We start from the raw sequence: 18,548 nt of genomic DNA on the forward strand, positions 1-18,548 counted from the left end.
TTAGCCGATGAAATCCTTGTAATCCTCTTCCGACATGAAGGCATCGAGCTGCTCCATGTCCTCGACCTTCATCTTGAAGAACCACGCGCCAAGCGGGTCCTCGTTGACCAGGGCGGGGTTGTCGGACAACGCCTCGTTCACCGCGACGATCTCGCCATCGACCGGGGCGAGGATGTCCGAGGCCGCCTTGACCGATTCGATCACGCAGATCTCGTCACCCTTGGCGACCTTGGTCTCGGGCTCGGGCAGTTCGACGAAGACCACGTCGCCCAGCTGTTCCGAGGCATGTTCGGTGATGCCGACAACCACGAGGTCGCCCTCGACGCGCAGCCATTCGTGTTCTTCGGTGAATTTGATGGTCATCTCGGGGGCTCCTCAGCGTTTGTAGGAATGGGGATGGAAGGGCATCGGGGCGATGCGGGCGGGGTGACGCTTGCCGCGCACCTCGCCATAGACGAGCGTGCCGTCGGTCAGCGTCGCGGGCAGATAGGCCATCGCCATCGGCGCGTTGATCGAGGGGCCGAAGCCGCCCGAGGTGACACGGCCAAGCGCCGCGCCGCCACTTTCCGCGGCGAAGATCTCGGTGCCCTCGCGCATCGGGGCGCGGCCCTCGGGGCGCAGACCGACACGGCGGCGGGCGGGGCCCTGCGCCAGCTCGGCAAGGATCCGGTCCGCACCCGGGAAGCCGCCCGCACGGGCGCCCCCCACGCGGCGCGCCTTCTGGATCGCCCAGGCCAGCCCCGCCTCGACGGGCGAGGTGGTGGTGTCGATGTCATGGCCGTAGAGACACAGCCCGGCCTCGAGCCGCAGGCTGTCGCGCGCGCCAAGACCGATCGGCGCGACCTCCGCCATCGCCAGCAGGGCGCGGGCGAAATCCGCGGCGCGCCCCTCGGGCAGCGAGATCTCGAACCCGTCCTCGCCGGTATAGCCCGAGCGCGAGATCCAGAGCTCGGCGCCCTCCCAGGAAAGCGTCGCGACCTCCATGAAGCGCATCGCCGCAACACCCGGCACCAGCCGCGCCAGCGCCGTCTCGGCCGCCGGCCCCTGCAGCGCCAGAAGCGCGCGGTCGGCGATCACCTCGACGCCGGGCACATGGGCGCGCAGATGCGCGATATCGGCCTCGGCACAGGCGGCATTCACCACGAGGAACAGGTGATCGCCCCGGTTCGCCACCATCAGGTCATCGAGAATGCCGCCCGCAGCATCGGTGAACATCGCATAGCGCTGCCGGTTCAGGCCGAGCCCCGCGACATCGACCGGCACCAGCGCCTCGAGCGCGGCGACGGCGCCCGCGGGCAGGATCACCTGCCCCATGTGGCTGACGTCGAACAGCCCCGCCGCGGCGCGGGTGTGCAGATGCTCCTTCAGCACCCCCATCGGATATTGCACTGGCATCTCCCAGCCGGCAAAGGGCACCATCTTCGCCCCAAGCTCCAGATGCAGATCGAAAAGCGGCGTCCGCTTCAGGCCGGTTTCACTGGCCATGTCACACTCTCTTTCAGCCGGAAAAGCCCCGGCACCGAATCCCATGGCCTTTCGGCCCGCTCGATGCCCCCTCTGTCCCAACCCGTTGCCGGGCGCCTGAGATCGTTATCCCTTCGGCGGGCTCCCGTGTCCGGGCGCCTCTCTCCAGAGTCGTTGATCAGGTCGGTCCTTTTGCCTGAGAGTTTACCGGGGCGGTTGCTCCTTCGGCACCGGCGCGTGGCCGGCTTCTCCCGTTCCTGACGTCTCTCCCGATAGCCGAAGCCCCCCGTATCTGGCAAGCAAGAAAACGGATGCGACGCTTTGCAGAAAAAAGCGACATTCCTGTCAGGAAAAATGCCATGAAAAAAGGGCGCCGACCGCACCCCTTTCATCTTGGCAAAAATACCTCGGGGGTGAGGCCCGACGGGCCGAGGGGGCAGCGCCCCCTGCCTCGCCCGCGGCCCCGCGCGGCCTCAACCCTTCGCCCGCACCCGGTACAGCAGCGGCAGCAGATCGGCCATCTCGGGCCCGTGCGCCTGCCCCGTCAGCGCCTTGCGCAGCGGCATGAAGAGGCCCCGCCCCTTGCGCCCGGTCGCGGCCTTCACCTGCGCCGTCCACTCCCCCCAGGTCTCGGGGCCGAAGGGCGGCTCGGGCAGAAGCGCGAGCGCCGTCGCGACGAACTCGGCATCCTCCGGCTCGATCACCGGCTCGGCGCCGTTCAGGCACAGATCCGCCCAATGCGCGAGATCGTCGAGCCGGTCGATGTTGTGCGAGGCGACGCGCCAGAAGGCCTCGGCCTGGGCGGCGGGAATGCCCAGCCCCGCGATTCGCTCGGCCACCGCGGCGAAGGGCAGATGCTGATTGCGCGCGCGGGTCAGCGGAATGAGCTCGGCCGCGTCGAATTTCGTCGGCGCCGCGCCGAACTGGCTCAGCTCGAACCCCTCGGCCAGTTCATCAAGCGACATCTTCAGCTCGACCGGCTGGCTCGAGCCGAGCCGCGCCATCATCGACAGCAATGCCTCGGGCGCGATGCCCTGTGCGCGCAAATCGCGGATCGACAGCGCGCCAAGCCGCTTCGACAGCTCCTCGCCCTGCGGCCCGGTCAGCAGCGAGTGATGCGCGAAGGCCGGCGGCTCCGCCCCCAAGGCACGGATGATCTGGATCTGCGTCGCGGTATTCGTCACATGGTCGGCGCCGCGCACGATATGGGTCACCCCCATGTCGGCGTCATCGACCGGCGAGGCGAAGGTATACAGCACCTGCCCCGAGGTCTTCACCAGCACCGGGTCCGAGACCGAGGCCGCGTCGATCGAGATCGCGCCGAGGATGCCGTCCTCCCATTCGATCCGCTCCTGATCGAGGGCAAAGCGCCAGTAACCCTCGCGCCCCTCGGCGCGCAGCGCGGCCTTCTCGGCCTCGCCCAGCTTCAGCGCGGCGCGGTCATAGACCGGCGGGCGGCCCATGTTCAGCTGCTTCTTGCGCTTGAGGTCCAGCTCGGTCGGGGTCTCGAAACACTCATAGAGCCGCCCGGCCGCACGCAGCTGATCGGCCACCTCGGCGTAACGGTCGAGCCGGCGCGACTGCGCCTCCTCGCGGTCCCACTCGATGCCGAGCCACTCGAGATCCGCCTTCAGCGCGTCGATGTATTCCTGTTTCGAGCGTTCCTGATCGGTGTCGTCGATGCGCAGGATGAAGGTGCCGCCGGCCTTGCGGGCGAGCAGATAGTTCATCAGCGCGGTGCGCAGGTTGCCGACATGGATGTAGCCGGTCGGCGACGGGGCGAAACGGGTCACGATGGTCATCGGGGGGCCTCCTGTGGGCCCCTGCTCTTTCACACCCGGCCGTTCTTGTCCATATCGGGGGCTGGACCGGCACGGTGGAGGACAGGATGACGGCACGCTGGAAGGATTGCGAGGCGCCCTCGCTCGACGACATCGCGGCGATGGCGGAGGCCGCGCGCGCCGCCCTGCCCGAGGCATTCCGCGGCCCGGCCGCGGCGGTGGTGCTGCGGATCGAGGATTTCGCCGCGGACGATCTGCTCGACGAGCTGGAGATCGAGGATGCCTTCGAGCTGACCGGGCTTTATGACGGCATCCCGATGACGCAGAAATCGGTGATGGATCCGGGCGGGCCCGACGTGATCTGGCTGTTTCGCCGCGCGATCCTCGACGAATGGGCGGCGCGCGGCGACGTGGCGCTTGATGCGCTGGTGGCCCATGTCTTCGTGCACGAGCTCGCGCATCACTTCGGCTGGTCAGATGGCGATATCGCCGCGATCGACCGCTGGTGGGAGTGAGCGCGGCTTGCCGCAGGCAGACACGGTCCTAGCTTGACGCGAAACTCGCCCGGAGGACCGAGAATGATGCACCCGACCCGCCGAGCCGCCCTTGCCGGCGCCGCCGCCCTGCCCCTCGCCTCGGCCCTGCCGCAACCGGCCGCGGCAGCCGAGACGCCCCCCGCCCCGCCAGCGATCGCGCCCTGGCGGCGGCTGCGTCTTGGCGAGTTCACCGTGACGCCGCTGCTGGCGGGGCAGCGACCGCTCGAGGCCCCGCATGGCACCTTCGGGCTGAACGTGTCGGACGAGGCCTTTGCCGCGGCAAGCGCCGCCGCCTTCCTGCCCGCTGAGCGCGCGCTCAATTCCTTCACCCCGGTGCTGGTCGAGACCGGCCGCGAGACCGTGCTCTTCGACACCGGGCTTGCGCCCGAGGGGGTGCTTGCCGCGCTCGCCGCCGCCGGCCACGCGCCCGAGGACGTCACCCTTGTGGTGCTCACCCACATGCACGGCGACCACATCGGCGGGCTGAGCACAGAGGGCGTGCCGACCTTCCCGAAGGCGCGCTGCGTCACCGGCCGGATCGAATGGACGCATTGGGCGGCCGCCGGCAACGAGGGGTTCGAGACCCGGGTGCGGCCGCTTGCCGACCGCTTCACCTTCCTCGAGGACGGCGACACGGTGGTGCCGGGCATCACCGCGACGCTTGCCCCGGGCCACACGCCCGGACACATGGTCTTCCGGCTTGAAAGCGCCGGGCGCGCGCTGATGCTGACCGCCGACACCGCGAACCATTATGTCTGGTCGGTCGGCCACCCGGACTGGGAGGTGCGCTTCGACAGCGACCGCACGCAGGCGATCGCCACGCGCAAGCGCGTGCTGGGCGCGATCGCAGCCGAGCGCATCCCCTTCATCGGCTATCACATGCCCTTCCCCGGCGCCGGGTTCCTCGAGGCCACGGCGGATGGTTTCCGGTTCATCCCCGTGACCTACCAGCTCGACCTGTGAGAGTTTCCGCACTGCGGCGATAGCGCTTGGAACAGGGCAGCGAACCTGCCATGATCGCCACGAAGCCCCCGCGCGATACACCCGGAGAGATTGCATGCCCGCGATCCTGACCATCACGCTCAACCCGACGGTCGACATTGCAATCACCGCAGATCATGTCGCGCCCGAGCGCAAGCTGCGCTGCTCGCGCCCCGATACCGATCCGGGCGGCGGCGGCATCAACGTCAGTCGCGCGATCTCGGCGCTTGGCGGCCATTCGACCGCCTTCGTCGCGCTTGGCGGGCCGACCGGGGACAAGGTGATGCACCTGCTGGCCGAGCAGGGGATCGGGCTGTCGCCCTTCCCCGCGCCCGGCGAGACGCGGCAGAGCCTGACGGTGACCGACGCCTCGACGGGCGAGCAATACCGCTTCGTCATGCCGGGGCCGGAATGGTCGAAGCGCGACGTGACCAAGGTGCTCGACCGGATCGGCCGGGCCGCGCCCGAGGGCGGCATCGTGGTGCTCTCGGGCAGCCAGCCGCCGGGCGTGCCCGAGGACTTCCCGGCAAGACTCGCCACCCGCATCGCCCGCACCCAGGCGCGCTTCTTCCTCGACACCTCGGGCAAGGCGCTGCATGCGCTGCTGAGCTCGGGCGCGAAGCCCGCCGATGTGCTGCGCATGGACGATCTGGAGGCCGAGGAGCTTGCCGGCCATCCGCTGCCCACCCGCACCGACAGCGCCGATTTCGCCGAAAGCCTGGTGAACCGCGGCATCGCCCATGCGGTGATCGTGGCGCGCGGCGCGGATGGCAATGTGCTGGCCACCGCCGCGGGACGCTGGGTGGCGCAGGCCTTCCCCGACGAGGTGGTCTCGAAGGTCGGCGCGGGCGACAGCTTCGTTGCGGCCTTCTCGCTTGCCCGCACCCGTGGCCTGCCGCAGCCCGAGGCGCTGCGCTGGGGCGCGGCGGCGGCGGCGGCGGCGGTGATGACCGAGGCCACCGACCTGTGCGAGCTGCACACGGTGAAGCGACTGTTGCGCTCGACCACGCTCACCGAGATCTGAGCGCGCGCGGCCGGGAGGGGGAAAGGGGGCGCTGCCCCCTCGGCCCTTCGGGCCTCACCCCCGGGATATTTGGGGCAATTGGAAGATGCCGGGCGGGGCGCCGGTCGCTGCGGGCTCAGAAGCTCGGCGGGGTGCAGGCGCTGACCACGGTGCAGGGCTCGCGCCCCGGGTTGCGGAAGCGGTGCGGCAGCGGGCTGGCAAATGCATAGGCATCGCCCGGGCCGAGGATCTTGCGTTCGCCGTCGACCGTCACCTCGAGCCGGCCGGTCAGGATGATGCCGATCTCCTCGCCCTGATGGCTGAGCGCCACCTTGCCGGTGTCGGCGCCGGGCTGGTAGGTCTCGTGCAGCATCTGCAACAGCCGCCCTGCCCCCGCCTCGCCGATCTGGCGGTAGGAGATCTTGCCCTTGCCGATCTCGACCAGCTCCTCGGCCGCGAAGAAGAAGCGCCGTTCCGTTTCCGGGGTGAAGGCGAAGAATTCCGCAAGCCCGATCGGCAGCCCGTCGAGAATGCGCTTGAGCGCCCCGACCGAGGGGTTGGCGCGCCCCGATTCGATCAGCGAGATCGTCGAATTCGGCACGCCCACCCGGCGCGCCAGCTCGCGCTGCGACAGCCCGCGCGCGGCGCGCAAGGCGCGCAATCTGCCACCGACGTCCACATCCATCGCCCCGCCCCGTTCCGCTTGTTCGACATTCGCAAAACATCAACGATCGGATACGCGAAATCAAGGACTTGGCTGTAGCGGAAAAAGGATTGTTGCAGGCACCGGAAAGTGGCTTCCTTGCAGGCAGACAGCTTTCCCCGAAATCACGGACCGAGTCCCATGAACAAGTTCACCAACGACCTTTCCCACGTCACCGAGGCCGACCGCGCCAACGTCTGGCACCACCTGCTGCAGCACAAGTCGCTCGAGACCACCGACCCGCGCATCATCGTCAAGGGCCAGGGCCTGCGGATCTGGGACCAGCACGGCGCCGAGTTCATCGACGCGGTCTCGGGCGGGGTCTGGACGGTGAACGTCGGCTATGGCCGCGAGAGCATCGCGAACGCGATCCGCGACCAGCTGATCGAGCTGCCCTATTGGGCGGGCAGCGGCGGCACCATCCCGGGCGCGCTGTTCTCGGAAAAGCTGCTGACCAAGATGCCGGGGCTGAGCCGCGTCTATTACGCGAACTCGGGCTCGGAAGCGAACGAGAAGGTCTTCAAGATGGTGCGCCAGATCTCGGCGCGGCTGCATGGCGGCAAGAAGTCGAAGATCCTCTATCGCGAACGCGACTATCACGGCGCGACGATCGGCACGCTCGCGGCCTGCGGTCAGGAAGAGCGCGCGATGCAATACGGCCCCTTCCCCGACGGCTTCGTCGCGGTGCCGCATTGCCTTGAGTATCGCGCGCAATGGGATGTCGAGAACTACGGCGAACGCGCGGCGGATGCGATCGAGGAAGTGATCCTGCGCGAGGGCCCGGACACCATCGGCCTTCTGTGCCTCGAGCCCGTCACCGCGGGCGGCGGCGTGATCGTGCCGCCGAAGGGCTATTGGCAGCGGGTGCAGGAGATCTGCAAGAAATACGACATCCTGCTGCACATCGACGAGGTCGTCTGCGGCATGGGGCGCACCGGCACCTGGTTCGGCTATCAGAACTATGGCATCCAGCCCGACTTCGTGACGATGGCGAAGGGCGTGGCCTCGGGCTATGCGGCGATCTCGTGCTGCGTGACCACCGAGGCGGTGTTCGAGCAGTTCAAGGATGCCTCGGACAAGCTGAGCTATTTCCGCGACATCTCGACCTTCGGCGGCTGCACCGCGGGCCCGGCGGCGGCGCTCGAGAACATGCGCATCATCGAGGACGAGGGGCTGCTGGCCAATACCGTCGCGATGGGCGAGCGGATCATGGCGAACCTCAATGCGCTGATGGAAAAGCACAAGGTGATCGGCGACGTGCGCGGCGCGGGCCTGTTCGCGGGGGCCGAGCTGGTCGCCGACCGGGCGACGAAAGAGCCGATGGCCGAGGCCGAGGTCTCGCGCGTGGTGGCCGAGGGGGCGAAGCGCGGCGTGATGTTCGGCATGACGAACCGCTCGCTCACCGGCTTCAACAACACGCTGTGCTTCAGCCCGGCGCTGATCGCGACGCCCGATGACATCGACGCGATCACCGATGCCGTCGATGGCGCGCTGACCGCCGTCTTCGGCTGATCCCGGCGCCACGGAAACACAAAGCCCCGGCGGAAACGCCGGGGCTTTTGCATTTCTGGCGGCGTTTCGGGGTGGCCTCAGCGCGTGTCGCGCCAGCGGTTCACCATCGGGTAGCGGCGGTCGAGCCAGAAGGCGCGCGTCGTCAGCCGCGGTCCGGGCGCCGACTGGAACCGCTTCCATTCCGAGATGTAGAGCAGATGCTCGACCCGTTTCACCGTGGCGCGCTCGAACCCCGCCGCGACGATCTCGGCCACCGACTGGTCGCGCTCGACCAGCCGCTCGAGGATCGCGTCGAGCACCTCGTAGGGCGGCAGGCTGTCCTCGTCCTTCTGGTTGTCGCGCAGCTCGGCACTTGGCGGCTTGTCGATGATCGCGGGCGGGATCACCTCGCCCGCCGGGCCCTGCATCCACGGCCGGTGGTTCGCATTGCGCCAGCGGCAGGTCTCGAAGACGCGGGTCTTGTAGAGATCCTTGATCGGGTTGTAGCCGCCCGCCATGTCGCCATAGATCGTGCAATAGCCGACCGCGACCTCGGACTTGTTGCCGGTGGTCAGCAGCATCCCCCCGAACTTGTTCGAGATCGCCATCAGCATCACGCCGCGCAGGCGCGACTGGATGTTCTCCTCGGTGATGTCGGGTTTCGTGCCCTCCATCAGATGGGCGAGCGCCCCCGCCACCGCGTCGCGCGGCCCCTCGATATGCACGGTATCGAGCCGGGAGCCGAGACGGCGGGCCAGATCGGCCGCATCATCAAGCGAGCCCTGCGAGGTGAAGCGCGAGGGCAGCATGACGCAATGCACATTTTCGGCCCCGATCGCATCGGCCGCGATCGTGGCGACCAGTGCCGAGTCGATACCGCCCGAAAGCCCGAGCACCACCTTCGAGAAGCCCGACTTGCGAAGATAGTCGCGCAGGCCGGTGACCATCGCGGCGTAATCCTGTTCCCAGTCCGACGGCGCCTCGGTCACCGGGCCGGGCAGTGCCCGCCAGCCATCGGCGCCGCGCTCGAAGTCGACATGCACCACGGCCTCCTCGAAGACCGGCAGCTGCGCGGCCAGCGCGCCATGCGGGTTCAGCACGAAACTTGCCCCGTCGAACAGCTGATCGTCCTGCCCGCCCACCATGTTCAGGTAGACAAGCGGCAGCCCGGTCTCGACCACGCGCGAGACCATCAGGTTCATCCGCAGCTCGAGCTTGTTGCGATAGTAAGGCGAGCCGTTCGGCACCAGCAGGATCTCGGCCCCGGTCTCGGCCAGCGTCTCGGCGACGTCCGTATGCCACGAATCCTCGCAGATCGGCGAACCGATCACCAGCGGGCCGACCCGATAGGGGCCGGAGATCGGGCCGCTGTCGAAGACGCGCAGCTCGTCGAACAGATCGACATGGGGCAGGTGATGCTTGAGGATGCGCGCGGCGACGCGGCCGTTTTCCAGCACCCACCAGGCGTTGTAATGGCCGCTCTCGTCCCACCACGGGCCGCCGATGCCAAGTGCCGGGCCATCGGTGATCCTGGTGGCGAGCTCCTCCATCGCCGCCATCGCATCGGCGACGAAGGCGGGCTTCAGCACCAGGTCCTGGGTCTGATAGCCGGTCAGGAACATCTCGGGCAGCGCCACCATGTCGGCGCCCGCGGCGCGGCCCTCCTCCCAGGCGGCAAGCGCCTTCGCCGCATTGCCGGCGAGATCGCCGACCGTGGCGTTGAGCTGGGCGAGCGTGAGGCGGAATCTGTCGGCCATGCGGGGCTCCTCGTTCGTCTGCCCCCGATGTAGCCTCTTGATGCAGCGGTGGAAAGCCGCAGGGGGCGAAAACCCGCGCCGATCGGTGCCGCGATGCAGCGTCAGGCGGCCGCGATGCTTGTGCGATCTGCCCCCGCGCTCTAGATTTGCCCGGCCTTCGGGCAGCCGAGTCAGGGGGAAACATGGCGCGCACACGGATTCTCGCAATCGGACTGGCAGTGTCGCTGGCGGCAGGCGCCGCCGCGGCCCAGGAGGTCGCCACCAAGCAATACGAGGACGGCGGCATCTACGAAGGCACGTTCAAGGACGGCAAGCAGCACGGCCACGGCATCTACCGCCTGCCCTCGGGCTATGAATACGAGGGCGATTGGGTGATGGGCGAGATCGTCGGCGAGGGCACGGCGAAATTCCCGAACGGCTCGGTCTATGTCGGCCATTTCTCGCGCGGCAAGCCCGACGGCAAGGGCAAGATCACCTTCGCCGACGGCGGCACCTACGAGGGGGACTGGGTGCAGGGCGAGATCACCGGCAACGGCATCGCCCATTACGCGAACGGCACCACCTACGAGGGCAGCTTCGTCAACGCGCTGCATCAGGGCCATGGCGTGCTGACCGGCCCCGACGGCTATCGCTATGAAGGGGACTGGGTGCAGGGGGTGAAGCAGGGACAGGGCAAGATCACCTATCCCGACCGCTCGGTCTACGAGGGCGACATGCTGGCCGGCGCGCGCGCAGGCCACGGCCGGCTGACGATGGCGAACGGGCTCGTCTACGAGGGGCTCTGGGCCGCCGGCCAGATGAACGGCACCGGCCGGCTGGTGCAGCCGAACGGCGACATCTACGAAGGCGAGATGGTCGACGGCAAGCGCCAGGGCCAGGGCAAGGTGACCTACGCGAACGGCGACACCTACGAGGGCAGCTTCGCGGGCGACGCGCGCTCGGGCCGGGGCGTGTTCCGCGGCACCGACGGCTATGTCTATGACGGCGACTGGACCGAAGGCCGGATCGAGGGCGCGGGCAAGGTCACCTATCCCGACGGCTCGGTCTATGAGGGCGCGTTCAGGAACGACCTGCCCGAAGGCAAGGGCAAGATCACCTACCCGGACGGCTCGAGCTATGAGGGCGACTGGTCGGCGGGCGTGATCGAGGGCACCGGCATCGCGCGCTATGCGAACGGGCTCGTCTACGAGGGGCAGTTCCTGGCCGCGCGCAACCACGGCAAGGGCAAGATGACCTACCCCGACGGCTATGTCTACGAGGGGGACTGGGCCGATGGCCAGCGCCAGGGTCAGGGCAAGGCCACCTATGCCGACGGCACCGTCTACGAGGGCGGCTTCGAGGCCGGACAGCGCTCGGGCCGGGGCCGGATCACCATGCCCGACGGCTTCGTCTACGAGGGCGGCTGGCACAATGGCGAGATCGACGGTCAGGGCAAGGCGACCTATGCGAACGGCGACAGCTACGAGGGCACCTTCGTGATGGGCAAGCGTCAGGGCAAGGGCGTGATGCGCTACAAGTCGGGCGAGGTCGCCTCGGGCACCTGGAACGAGAACGTTCTGACCGAGGAAGCGCCGGTCACCGAACCGCCGGCCGGCGATGCGCCGGCGGCGACAGCGGTGCCCGCCCCGGACGCGTCCGCCCCCGCCGCGAACTGACCCTGCCCGCCCGGCGGCGGACAGGGAAATCCGTCAGACCGCGGGCAGGTCCACCGCGCGCGGCTTGCCCTCGGCATCGACCGCGACCATGGTGAAACGCGCCTCGGTCACCTTCTCGCGCAGCGCGGTATAGGCGCGCCGGGCCCAGACCTCGATCCGGATCACCATCGAGGTGCGGCCGACCTGATCGACCGCGGTATAGACGCACAGCGTGTCGCCCACCTTCACCGGCTGCTTGAACACGATCTCGTTCGCCGCGATCGTCACCGTGCGGCCGTTGCAGCGCTCGTTCGCGCGGATCGCGGCGGCAAGGTCCATCTGCGACATCACCCAGCCACCGAAGATGTCGCCCGCCGCGTTGGTGTCAGCGGGCATCGCCAGCGTCCGCAGCGTCAGCTCCATCCCCTCGGGGGTATTCATCTCGCTCATCTCTCGTCCTTTCGGTCTCTCCCCTGCCCCGGGATGTGGCATGCGCGGGCGCGGTTCTCAACCCGGCCCCGCGTGCAAGGGAGCCCTGCATCCGGTGCATCCCCGCACCGCATGCAGATTCCGCTTTTCAAACGCGACCGGGCCGGTATAGTCGCGGCCATGACACGGATGCTGAACATTTCGACGAACCGTCCCGGGGCCTTCGCCTCCGGCCTGTCCGTCCGTGGTCTCCTTCTTCTTAGCAGCCTCTGAGCGTGCCTTCGGGCGCGACCGCTCAGGGGTATCCAGCGCCCAACCTGCCCGAAGCCCAAGCGAGCGCTGGCCTTCGGGTTTCCCTGACGCTAAGGAAGACCCCGAGGAGACATTTCCATGGCTGCGAACATGACCGACAAATCCCGTGTCCTGATTTTCGACACCACCCTGCGTGACGGCGAACAGTCGCCCGGCGCGACGATGACCCATGACGAAAAGCTGGAGATTGCCCAGCTGCTCGACGAGATGGGCGTCGACATCATCGAGGCCGGCTTCCCGATCGCCTCGGAAGGCGATTTCGAGGCGGTGTCCGACATCGCGAAGAACGCCAAGAACTCGGTGATCTGCGGCCTCGCCCGGGCGAATTACAAGGACATCGACCGCTGCTGGGAGGCGGTGAAGCACGCGCCGCGCGCCCGCATCCACACCTTCATCGGCACCTCGCCGAGCCACCGCGGCATCACAAACCTCGATCAGGACCAGATGATCGAGCGCATCGCCGACACCGTGAACCACGCCCGCAACCTGTGCGAGGACGTGCAATGGTCGGCGATGGACGCGATCCGCACCGAGCGCGACTATCTGTGCCGCGTGGTCGAGACCGCGATCAAGGCCGGCGCCACGACGATCAACATTCCTGATACCGTGGGCTACACCCTGCCGCAGGAATCGGCCGAGATCATCGCGATGCTGCTCGAGAAGGTGCCGGGCGCCGACGAGATCGTCTTCGCCACCCATTGCCACAACGACCTCGGCATGGCGACGGCGAATGCGCTGGCGGCCGTCGCCGCAGGCGCGCGCCAGATCGAGTGCACGATCAACGGGCTTGGTGAACGCGCCGGCAACACCGCGCTCGAGGAGGTGGTGATGGCGATGAAGGTGCGTCGGGATCTGATGCCCTACAGCACCGGCATCGACACCACCAAGATCATGAACCTGAGCCGCCGCGTCAGCCAGGTCTCGGGCTTCCCGGTGCAGTTCAACAAGGCGATCGTCGGCAAGAACGCCTTCCTGCACGAGTCGGGCATCCACCAGGACGGCGTGCTGAAGAACGTCGAGACCTTCGAGATCATGAAGCCCGCCGATATCGGCATCACCGAGACCAACATCGCCATGGGCAAGCATTCGGGCCGCGCCGCGCTGCGCTCGAAGCTGAAGGATCTGGGCTTCGACATGGCCGAGAACCAGCTCAACGATGTCTTCGTGCGGTTCAAGGCGCTCGCCGACCGCAAGAAGGAAATCTATGACGAGGACCTGATCGCGCTGATGTCGGACAGCGCCGCCAACACCGAGAACGACTATCTGCAGGTGAAATGGCTGCGCGTGGTCTGCGGTTCGGACGGTCAGGAGGCCGAGCTGAAGATGCTGGTCGACGGCGTCGAGAAAACCGCGACCTGCGCCGGCGACGGCCCGGTTGACGCCTGCTTCAAGGCGGTGAAGGCGATCTACCCGACCAAGGCCAAGCTGAAGGTCTATCAGGTGCAGGCGGTGACCCAGGGCACCGACGCGCAGGCGACGGTGAGCGTGCGGATGGAAGAGGACGGGCGCATCGTCACCGGCTCGGCCGCCGACACCGACACCATCCTCGCCTCGGTCAAGGCCTATGTCGGGGCGCTGAACCGGCTGCGCGTGCGCAGCCAGAAGACCGCGCCCGACGCCGACATGAAGACGGTCAGCTACAAGCTCTGAGCGGGCCGCGACAGGGATCGGGGGCGCCGGCATCGTCCGGCGCCCCTTTCCATCCCGCGCAAGCCCGGCAGAGCCGATTTTCCACCGCAAAATCACACGATTTCGTGAGAAGTTGCGGATTGAACATTTCGACCCCTGATGCAGCCCCATGGCCGGATCCGATGTTCGATTTCTGCAATTCACCCTCCCCCGGCCGGCGGAATGCCGCGGCTGTGACCGGGGCGGGAGGGGAATCCGCTTCCGCATTTTCGAGGCTTTGCCTATATGGGCGGAAACCGTACTCGGGGGCGAGTCGCGGGCTGTCACTCATTGGGAAGCGGAAATGGCGGGACTGGGCGGGATTTTTTCCTCGGACATGGCGATTGACCTCGGCACGGCGAACACGCTGGTCTACGTCAAGGGCAAGGGCATCGTGCTGAACGAGCCCTCGGTGGTCGCCTATCACGTCAAGGACGGCAAGAAGCAGGTCCTCGCCGTCGGCGAGGATGCCAAGCTGATGCTGGGCCGCACCCCCGGCTCGATCGAGGCGATCCGCCCGATGCGCGACGGCGTCATCGCCGATTTCGACAGCGCCGAGGAAATGATCAAGCACTTCATCCGCAAGGTGCACAAGCGCTCGACGCTGTCGAAGCCGAAGATCATCGTCTGTGTGCCGCATGGCGCGACCCCGGTCGAGAAGCGTGCGATCCGGCAGTCGGTGCTGTCGGCGGGCGCGCGTCGCGCCGGCCTCATCGCCGAACCGATCGCCGCGGCGATCGGCGCCGGCATGCCGATCACCGATCCCACCGGCTCGATGGTGGTCGACATCGGCGGCGGCACCACCGAGGTCGCGGTGCTGTCGCTTGGCGACATCGTCTATGCACGCTCGGTCCGCGTCGGCGGTGACCGCATGGACGAGGCGGTGATCTCCTACCTGCGGCGCAACATGAACCTGCTCGTCGGCGAAAGCACGGCGGAGCGGATCAAGACCACGATCGGCACCGCGCGCATGCCCGACGACGGCCGCGGCGCGAGCCTGCTGGTGCGGGGGCGCGACCTGCTGAACGGCGTGCCGAAGGAAGTCGAAGTCAATCAGGCGCAGATCGCCGAGGCGCTGTCGGAACCCGTGCAGCAGATCTGCGACGCGGTGATGCAGGCGCTTGAGGCGACCCCGCCCGATCTGGCCGCCGACATCGTCGACCGTGGCGTGATGCTGACCGGCGGCGGCGCGCTGCTGGGCGAGCTGGACCTGAGCCTGCGCGAACAGACCGGTCTGTCGATCTCGATCGCCGACCAGTCGCTGAACTGCGTCGCGCTCGGCACCGGCAAGGCGCTCGAATATGAAAAGCAGCTGCGCCACGTGATCGACTACGACAGCTGAGGCCGGCCCCTGACGGGCGTCGGGGCTGCAACCGGAGGCAGACGTGGCGAAAGACCGCGACGAAGATTACGCAGGGCCGCTGCGTCGGATTGCCATCGCGATTCTGGCGCTGGTTCTGGCCGTCAGCTTTCTGGCCTGGCGCATCGACAGCCCGCGGGTCGAGCGTTTCCGCTCGGCCTTCATCGACCGCTTCGTGCCGACCTTCGACTGGGCGATGGTGCCGGTGACGAAATTCCTCGGCATGGTCGAGGGCTTCCAGTCATATGTCCGGATCTACGAACAGAACCAGGAGCTGCGGCGCGAGCTGCAGCAGATGAAGGCCTGGAAGGAAGCGGCGGTGCAGCTCGAGCAGCAGAACGCCAAGCTTCTGGCGCAGAACCAGGTGCGCCTTGACCCCAAGCTGACCTCGGTCTCGGGCGTGGTGCTCGCCGACAGCGGCTCGCCCTTCCGGCAATCGGTGCTGCTCAACGTCGGCTCGCGCGACGGCATCGTCGACGGCTGGGCGACGATGGACGGGCTCGGCCTGGTCGGGCGGATCTCGGGCGTCGGTCACACCACCAGCCGCGTCGTGCTGCTCACCGACAGCTCGAGCCGCGTGCCCGTCACCATCCAGCCCTCGGGGCAGAAGGCGATCCTGAGCGGCGACAACACCGCCTTCCCGCTGATCGACTTCCTCGAGAATGCCGATGCGGTGCGGCCGGGCGACCGGGTCGTGTCCTCGGGCGATGGCGGGGTGTTCCCGGCCGGGCTTCTGGTCGGCCAGGTGCTGCAGGGCCAGGACCGGCGGCTGCGGGTGCGGCTGTCGGCCGATTACGAACGGCTCGATTTCCTGCGCGTGCTGCGCTCGCACCCGGCCGAGCAGCTGCAGGACGCCGGCCCCCTGATCCCGCCGCCGCCGCAGGTGCTCGAGGAGGAGGCGAAGGGGGGCAAGGATGGTTGACCCGCTCACCACGCGCCGGCTTGCGCATCGCGCGCTCTATGTGGCGCTGGCGGCGGTGATCCTGTTCCTGCGCCTGCTGCCGGTGAACCCGATGGCGCATGGCATCCCCGGCCCGGACCTGATGCTGGCCTTCACCCTCGCCTGGGTGCTGCGCCGACCCGATTTCGTCCCTGCGCTGCTGATCGTCGCCGTGGCCTTCGTCGAGGATCTGATGTTCTGGCGCCCGATCGGGCTGTGGCCGCTGATCCTGCTCGCCGGCACCGAGTTCCTGCGCGCGCGCCAGTCCGCGGCCCGCGGCATGCCCTTCGTGCTCGAGATGCTGCTGGTCAGCGGCGTGATGCTGGCCATGCTGCTCGCCAACCGGCTGGTGCTGGCGCTGGCGATGGTCGATCAGCCGCCGCTCGGGCTTGAACTTCTGCGTTACCTGATGACGCTTCTCGCCTATCCTTTCGTCGTCGCGCTGTCGCGTCTGGCCTTCGGGTTGCGCCGCGCCGCGCCCGGAGAGGTCGACGCCTTCGGGCACCCGCTGTGAGCCGCGCGGAAAGGAGGCCGGCATGAAGAAGACCGAGAAGAACGTCCGCGCAAGCCGCTCGTCGATCACCCGGCGCGGGCTGATGCTGGGCGTGGCGCAGGCGGGCATCATCGGCGTGCTGGCGATGCGGATGCGCAAGATGCAGCTCGAGCAGGCCGACGACTATCGGCTTCTGGCCGAGGGCAACTCGGTCAAGATCCGGCTCATCCCGCCCGCCCGCGGGCTGATCTATGACCGCAATGGCGTGCTGCTGGCCGGCAACGAACAGAATTACCGCGTCACCATCACCCGCGAGGATGCGGGCGATGTCGATACCGTTCTGGCCGATCTGCGCCGGCTGATCCCGGTGAGCGACGGCGACGCGGCCGATGTGATGACCGAGATCCGCCGCCAGCCGCCGCATGCGCCGGTGACGGTCGCCGACCGGCTGAGCTGGGAGGAATTCTCCCGCGTCGCGGTGAACGCCCCGGCGCTCCCCGGTGTCTCGCCCGAGGTCGGGCTGTCGCGCAACTATCCGCATGGCATCGATTTCGCCCATGTCCTGGGCTATGTCGGCCCGGTCTCGGATTACGACCTCAGCCAGATCGAGAACCCCGATCCGCTGCTGCGCATCCCGAAGTTCCAGATCGGCAAGACCGGGGTCGAGGCAAAGATGGAGGACGTGCTGCGCGGCCGCTCGGGCCAGCGCCGGGTCGAGGTAAACTCGGCCGGTCGCGAGATGCGCGAGCTCGGCCGCAAGGAAGGCGAGCCCGGGGTGAACCTGCAGCTCACCCTCGACACCCGGTTGCAGAACTTCGCCCATGAACGGCTGAAGGGCGAAAGCGCCGCCGCGGTGGTGATGGACGTGACGAATGGCGACATCCTCGCCATCACCTCGGTTCCCTCCTTCGACCCGAACCTCTTCGTGCGCGGCATCTCCTCGACCGACTATCGCGCGCTGATGGAGGACGACCACCGGCCGCTCGCCGACAAGTCGGTGCAGGGGCTTTACCCGCCGGGCTCGACCTACAAGATCGTTACCGCGCTCGCGGCGCTCGAGGCGGGCGTGATCGGCCCCGAGGACACGGTGCGCTGCCCGGGCTACATCGAGGTCGGCGGCCGGCGCTTCCACTGCTGGAAGCACTCGGGCCACGGCCGGGTGAACGTGATCCAGAGCCTCGAGCAGAGCTGCGACGTCTTCTATTACGAGGTCGCGCAGAAGGTCGGCATCGACAAGATCTCGGCGATGGCCAAGCGCATGGGCGTGGGCGTGCGGCACGACCTGCCGATGTCGGCCGTGGCCGAGGGGGTCGCCCCCACCAAGGCCTGGAAGCAGGAGCGCTATGGCAAGGACTGGCGCATCGGCGACACGATCAACTCCTCGATCGGGCAGGGCTATGTGCTCGCCTCGCCGCTGCAACTTGCGGTGATGGTGTCGCGGCTCGCCTCGGGCAAGGCGGTGAAGCCGCGGCTGATCCGCTCGATGGACGGGGTCGAGGTGCCGGTGCCCGAGACCGAGCCGCTCGGCCTGGAAGAGGCCTGGCTCGACCATGTCCGCAAGGGCATGATCGCGGTGGTGAACGGCTCGCATGGCACCGCCGGCAAGGCGAAGATCGTGCTGTCGGAATGGAAGATGGCCGGCAAGACCGGCACCAGCCAGGTGCGCAACATCTCGGCCGCCGAACGTGCGCGCGGCGTGATCTCGAACAACCAGCTGCCCTGGAACCGGCGCGACCACGCGCTGTTCGTCTGCTTCGCCCCGGCCGACAACCCGAAATACGCCGTCAGCCTGATCGTCGAGCACGGCTCGGGCGGCTCGACCACCGCCGCGCCGATCGCCCGCGACATCCTCCTGTTCGCGCTGAACGACGGGCTGCCGCCGCTCGAGGCCTATCCGGCAAGCCAGCGCAAGGAGGTCCAAAGCCGCTTCGACGCGCTCGACCTCGTCGATCCCGAGACGGTCGGCTCCGGCGCCAAGAGCCGGGCCTGAGGAGGC

Annotated in this window: 16 protein-coding genes and 1 riboswitch; of the genes, 10 read left to right on the forward strand and 6 right to left on the reverse strand. The window is 68.1% G+C overall.

Annotation, left to right across the window (positions count from 1 at the left end; translation table 11 throughout):
- From gcvH to gltX, 3 genes are all read right to left on the reverse strand, one after another.
- Positions 1 to 357 carry a glycine cleavage system protein GcvH gene (gene gcvH, locus AC0QTQ_RS13030; protein ID WP_121534424.1) on the reverse strand — a complete coding sequence of 119 codons (357 nt, stop codon included), beginning with the start codon at positions 355 to 357 and terminating at the stop codon, positions 1 to 3.
- Positions 358 to 375: 18 nt separating this feature from the next.
- Entirely contained in the window at positions 376 to 1,485 is a 1,110-nt protein-coding gene (gcvT, locus tag AC0QTQ_RS13035) for a glycine cleavage system aminomethyltransferase GcvT (protein WP_480256931.1), read from the reverse strand.
- 153 nt (positions 1,486 to 1,638) lie between these two features.
- A riboswitch (glycine riboswitch) is annotated at positions 1,639 to 1,728 on the reverse strand.
- A gap of 209 nt (positions 1,729 to 1,937) precedes the next feature.
- Entirely contained in the window at positions 1,938 to 3,266 is a 1,329-nt protein-coding gene (gene gltX / locus AC0QTQ_RS13040; protein WP_480256932.1) for a glutamate--tRNA ligase, read from the reverse strand.
- 86 nt (positions 3,267 to 3,352) lie between these two features.
- Here gltX and AC0QTQ_RS13045 point away from each other — a divergent pair, with 86 nt between their 5' ends.
- From AC0QTQ_RS13045 to AC0QTQ_RS13055, 3 genes are all read left to right on the forward strand, one after another.
- Positions 3,353 to 3,760, forward strand: coding sequence for a metallopeptidase family protein (locus tag AC0QTQ_RS13045; protein ID WP_128150790.1), 408 nt, complete (start codon positions 3,353 to 3,355; stop codon positions 3,758 to 3,760).
- Positions 3,761 to 3,826: 66 nt separating this feature from the next.
- Positions 3,827 to 4,744 carry an MBL fold metallo-hydrolase gene (locus tag AC0QTQ_RS13050; RefSeq protein ID WP_480259234.1) on the forward strand — a complete coding sequence of 306 codons (918 nt, stop codon included), beginning with the start codon at positions 3,827 to 3,829 and terminating at the stop codon, positions 4,742 to 4,744.
- Positions 4,745 to 4,838: 94 nt separating this feature from the next.
- Positions 4,839 to 5,786 carry a 1-phosphofructokinase family hexose kinase gene (locus tag AC0QTQ_RS13055; protein ID WP_480256933.1) on the forward strand — a complete coding sequence of 316 codons (948 nt, stop codon included), beginning with the start codon at positions 4,839 to 4,841 and terminating at the stop codon, positions 5,784 to 5,786.
- Between the two features lie 115 nt (positions 5,787 to 5,901).
- On the opposite strand, the gene AC0QTQ_RS13060 is transcribed toward AC0QTQ_RS13055, so the two are convergent.
- A complete protein-coding gene (locus tag AC0QTQ_RS13060) occupies positions 5,902 to 6,450 on the reverse strand; it encodes a cupin domain-containing protein (RefSeq protein WP_121534410.1) in 549 nt (182 codons plus the stop codon).
- Between the two features lie 159 nt (positions 6,451 to 6,609).
- Between AC0QTQ_RS13060 and AC0QTQ_RS13065 the strand changes: the two genes are divergently transcribed.
- The gene (locus AC0QTQ_RS13065; protein ID WP_480256934.1) at positions 6,610 to 7,980 is read left to right on the forward strand and encodes an aminotransferase family protein; all 1,371 of its coding nucleotides are present in this window, start codon (positions 6,610 to 6,612) and stop codon (positions 7,978 to 7,980) included.
- A gap of 77 nt (positions 7,981 to 8,057) precedes the next feature.
- On the opposite strand, the gene AC0QTQ_RS13070 is transcribed toward AC0QTQ_RS13065, so the two are convergent.
- Entirely contained in the window at positions 8,058 to 9,716 is a 1,659-nt protein-coding gene (locus AC0QTQ_RS13070) for an NAD+ synthase (protein ID WP_480256935.1), read from the reverse strand.
- 182 nt (positions 9,717 to 9,898) lie between these two features.
- On the opposite strand from AC0QTQ_RS13070, the gene AC0QTQ_RS13075 reads away from it, so the two are divergent.
- Positions 9,899 to 11,371 (forward strand): MORN repeat-containing protein, encoded by a 1,473-nt coding sequence (locus AC0QTQ_RS13075; protein ID WP_480256936.1) that lies wholly within the window; start codon positions 9,899 to 9,901, stop codon positions 11,369 to 11,371.
- Between the two features lie 33 nt (positions 11,372 to 11,404).
- Here the strand turns inward: AC0QTQ_RS13075 and AC0QTQ_RS13080 are convergent, their stop codons facing one another.
- Positions 11,405 to 11,800, reverse strand: coding sequence for an acyl-CoA thioesterase (locus AC0QTQ_RS13080; protein WP_480256937.1), 396 nt, complete (start codon positions 11,798 to 11,800; stop codon positions 11,405 to 11,407).
- Positions 11,801 to 12,181: 381 nt separating this feature from the next.
- On the opposite strand from AC0QTQ_RS13080, the gene AC0QTQ_RS13085 reads away from it, so the two are divergent.
- The 5 genes from AC0QTQ_RS13085 to mrdA all read left to right on the forward strand — a co-directional run bounded on the left by AC0QTQ_RS13085 (position 12,182) and on the right by mrdA (position 18,542).
- A complete protein-coding gene (locus tag AC0QTQ_RS13085) occupies positions 12,182 to 13,741 on the forward strand; it encodes a 2-isopropylmalate synthase (RefSeq protein WP_480259235.1) in 1,560 nt (519 codons plus the stop codon).
- Between the two features lie 322 nt (positions 13,742 to 14,063).
- Positions 14,064 to 15,101, forward strand: coding sequence for a rod shape-determining protein (locus AC0QTQ_RS13090; protein WP_113900799.1), 1,038 nt, complete (start codon positions 14,064 to 14,066; stop codon positions 15,099 to 15,101).
- Between the two features lie 43 nt (positions 15,102 to 15,144).
- Positions 15,145 to 16,041 (forward strand): rod shape-determining protein MreC, encoded by an 897-nt coding sequence (gene mreC, locus AC0QTQ_RS13095; protein ID WP_480256938.1) that lies wholly within the window; start codon positions 15,145 to 15,147, stop codon positions 16,039 to 16,041.
- The gene (locus AC0QTQ_RS13100; protein WP_121534405.1) at positions 16,034 to 16,573 is read left to right on the forward strand and encodes a rod shape-determining protein MreD; all 540 of its coding nucleotides are present in this window, start codon (positions 16,034 to 16,036) and stop codon (positions 16,571 to 16,573) included. The genes mreC and AC0QTQ_RS13100 overlap by 8 nt, the downstream gene beginning before the upstream one ends.
- Positions 16,574 to 16,595: 22 nt before the next feature.
- On the forward strand, positions 16,596 to 18,542 hold the full coding sequence (gene mrdA, locus AC0QTQ_RS13105) for a penicillin-binding protein 2 (RefSeq protein ID WP_480256939.1): 1,947 nt from the start codon (positions 16,596 to 16,598) through the stop codon (positions 18,540 to 18,542).
- The last annotated feature ends 6 nt before the right edge of the window (positions 18,543 to 18,548 follow it).

The organism is Paenirhodobacter sp. YD-8 (genome assembly GCF_056590935.1).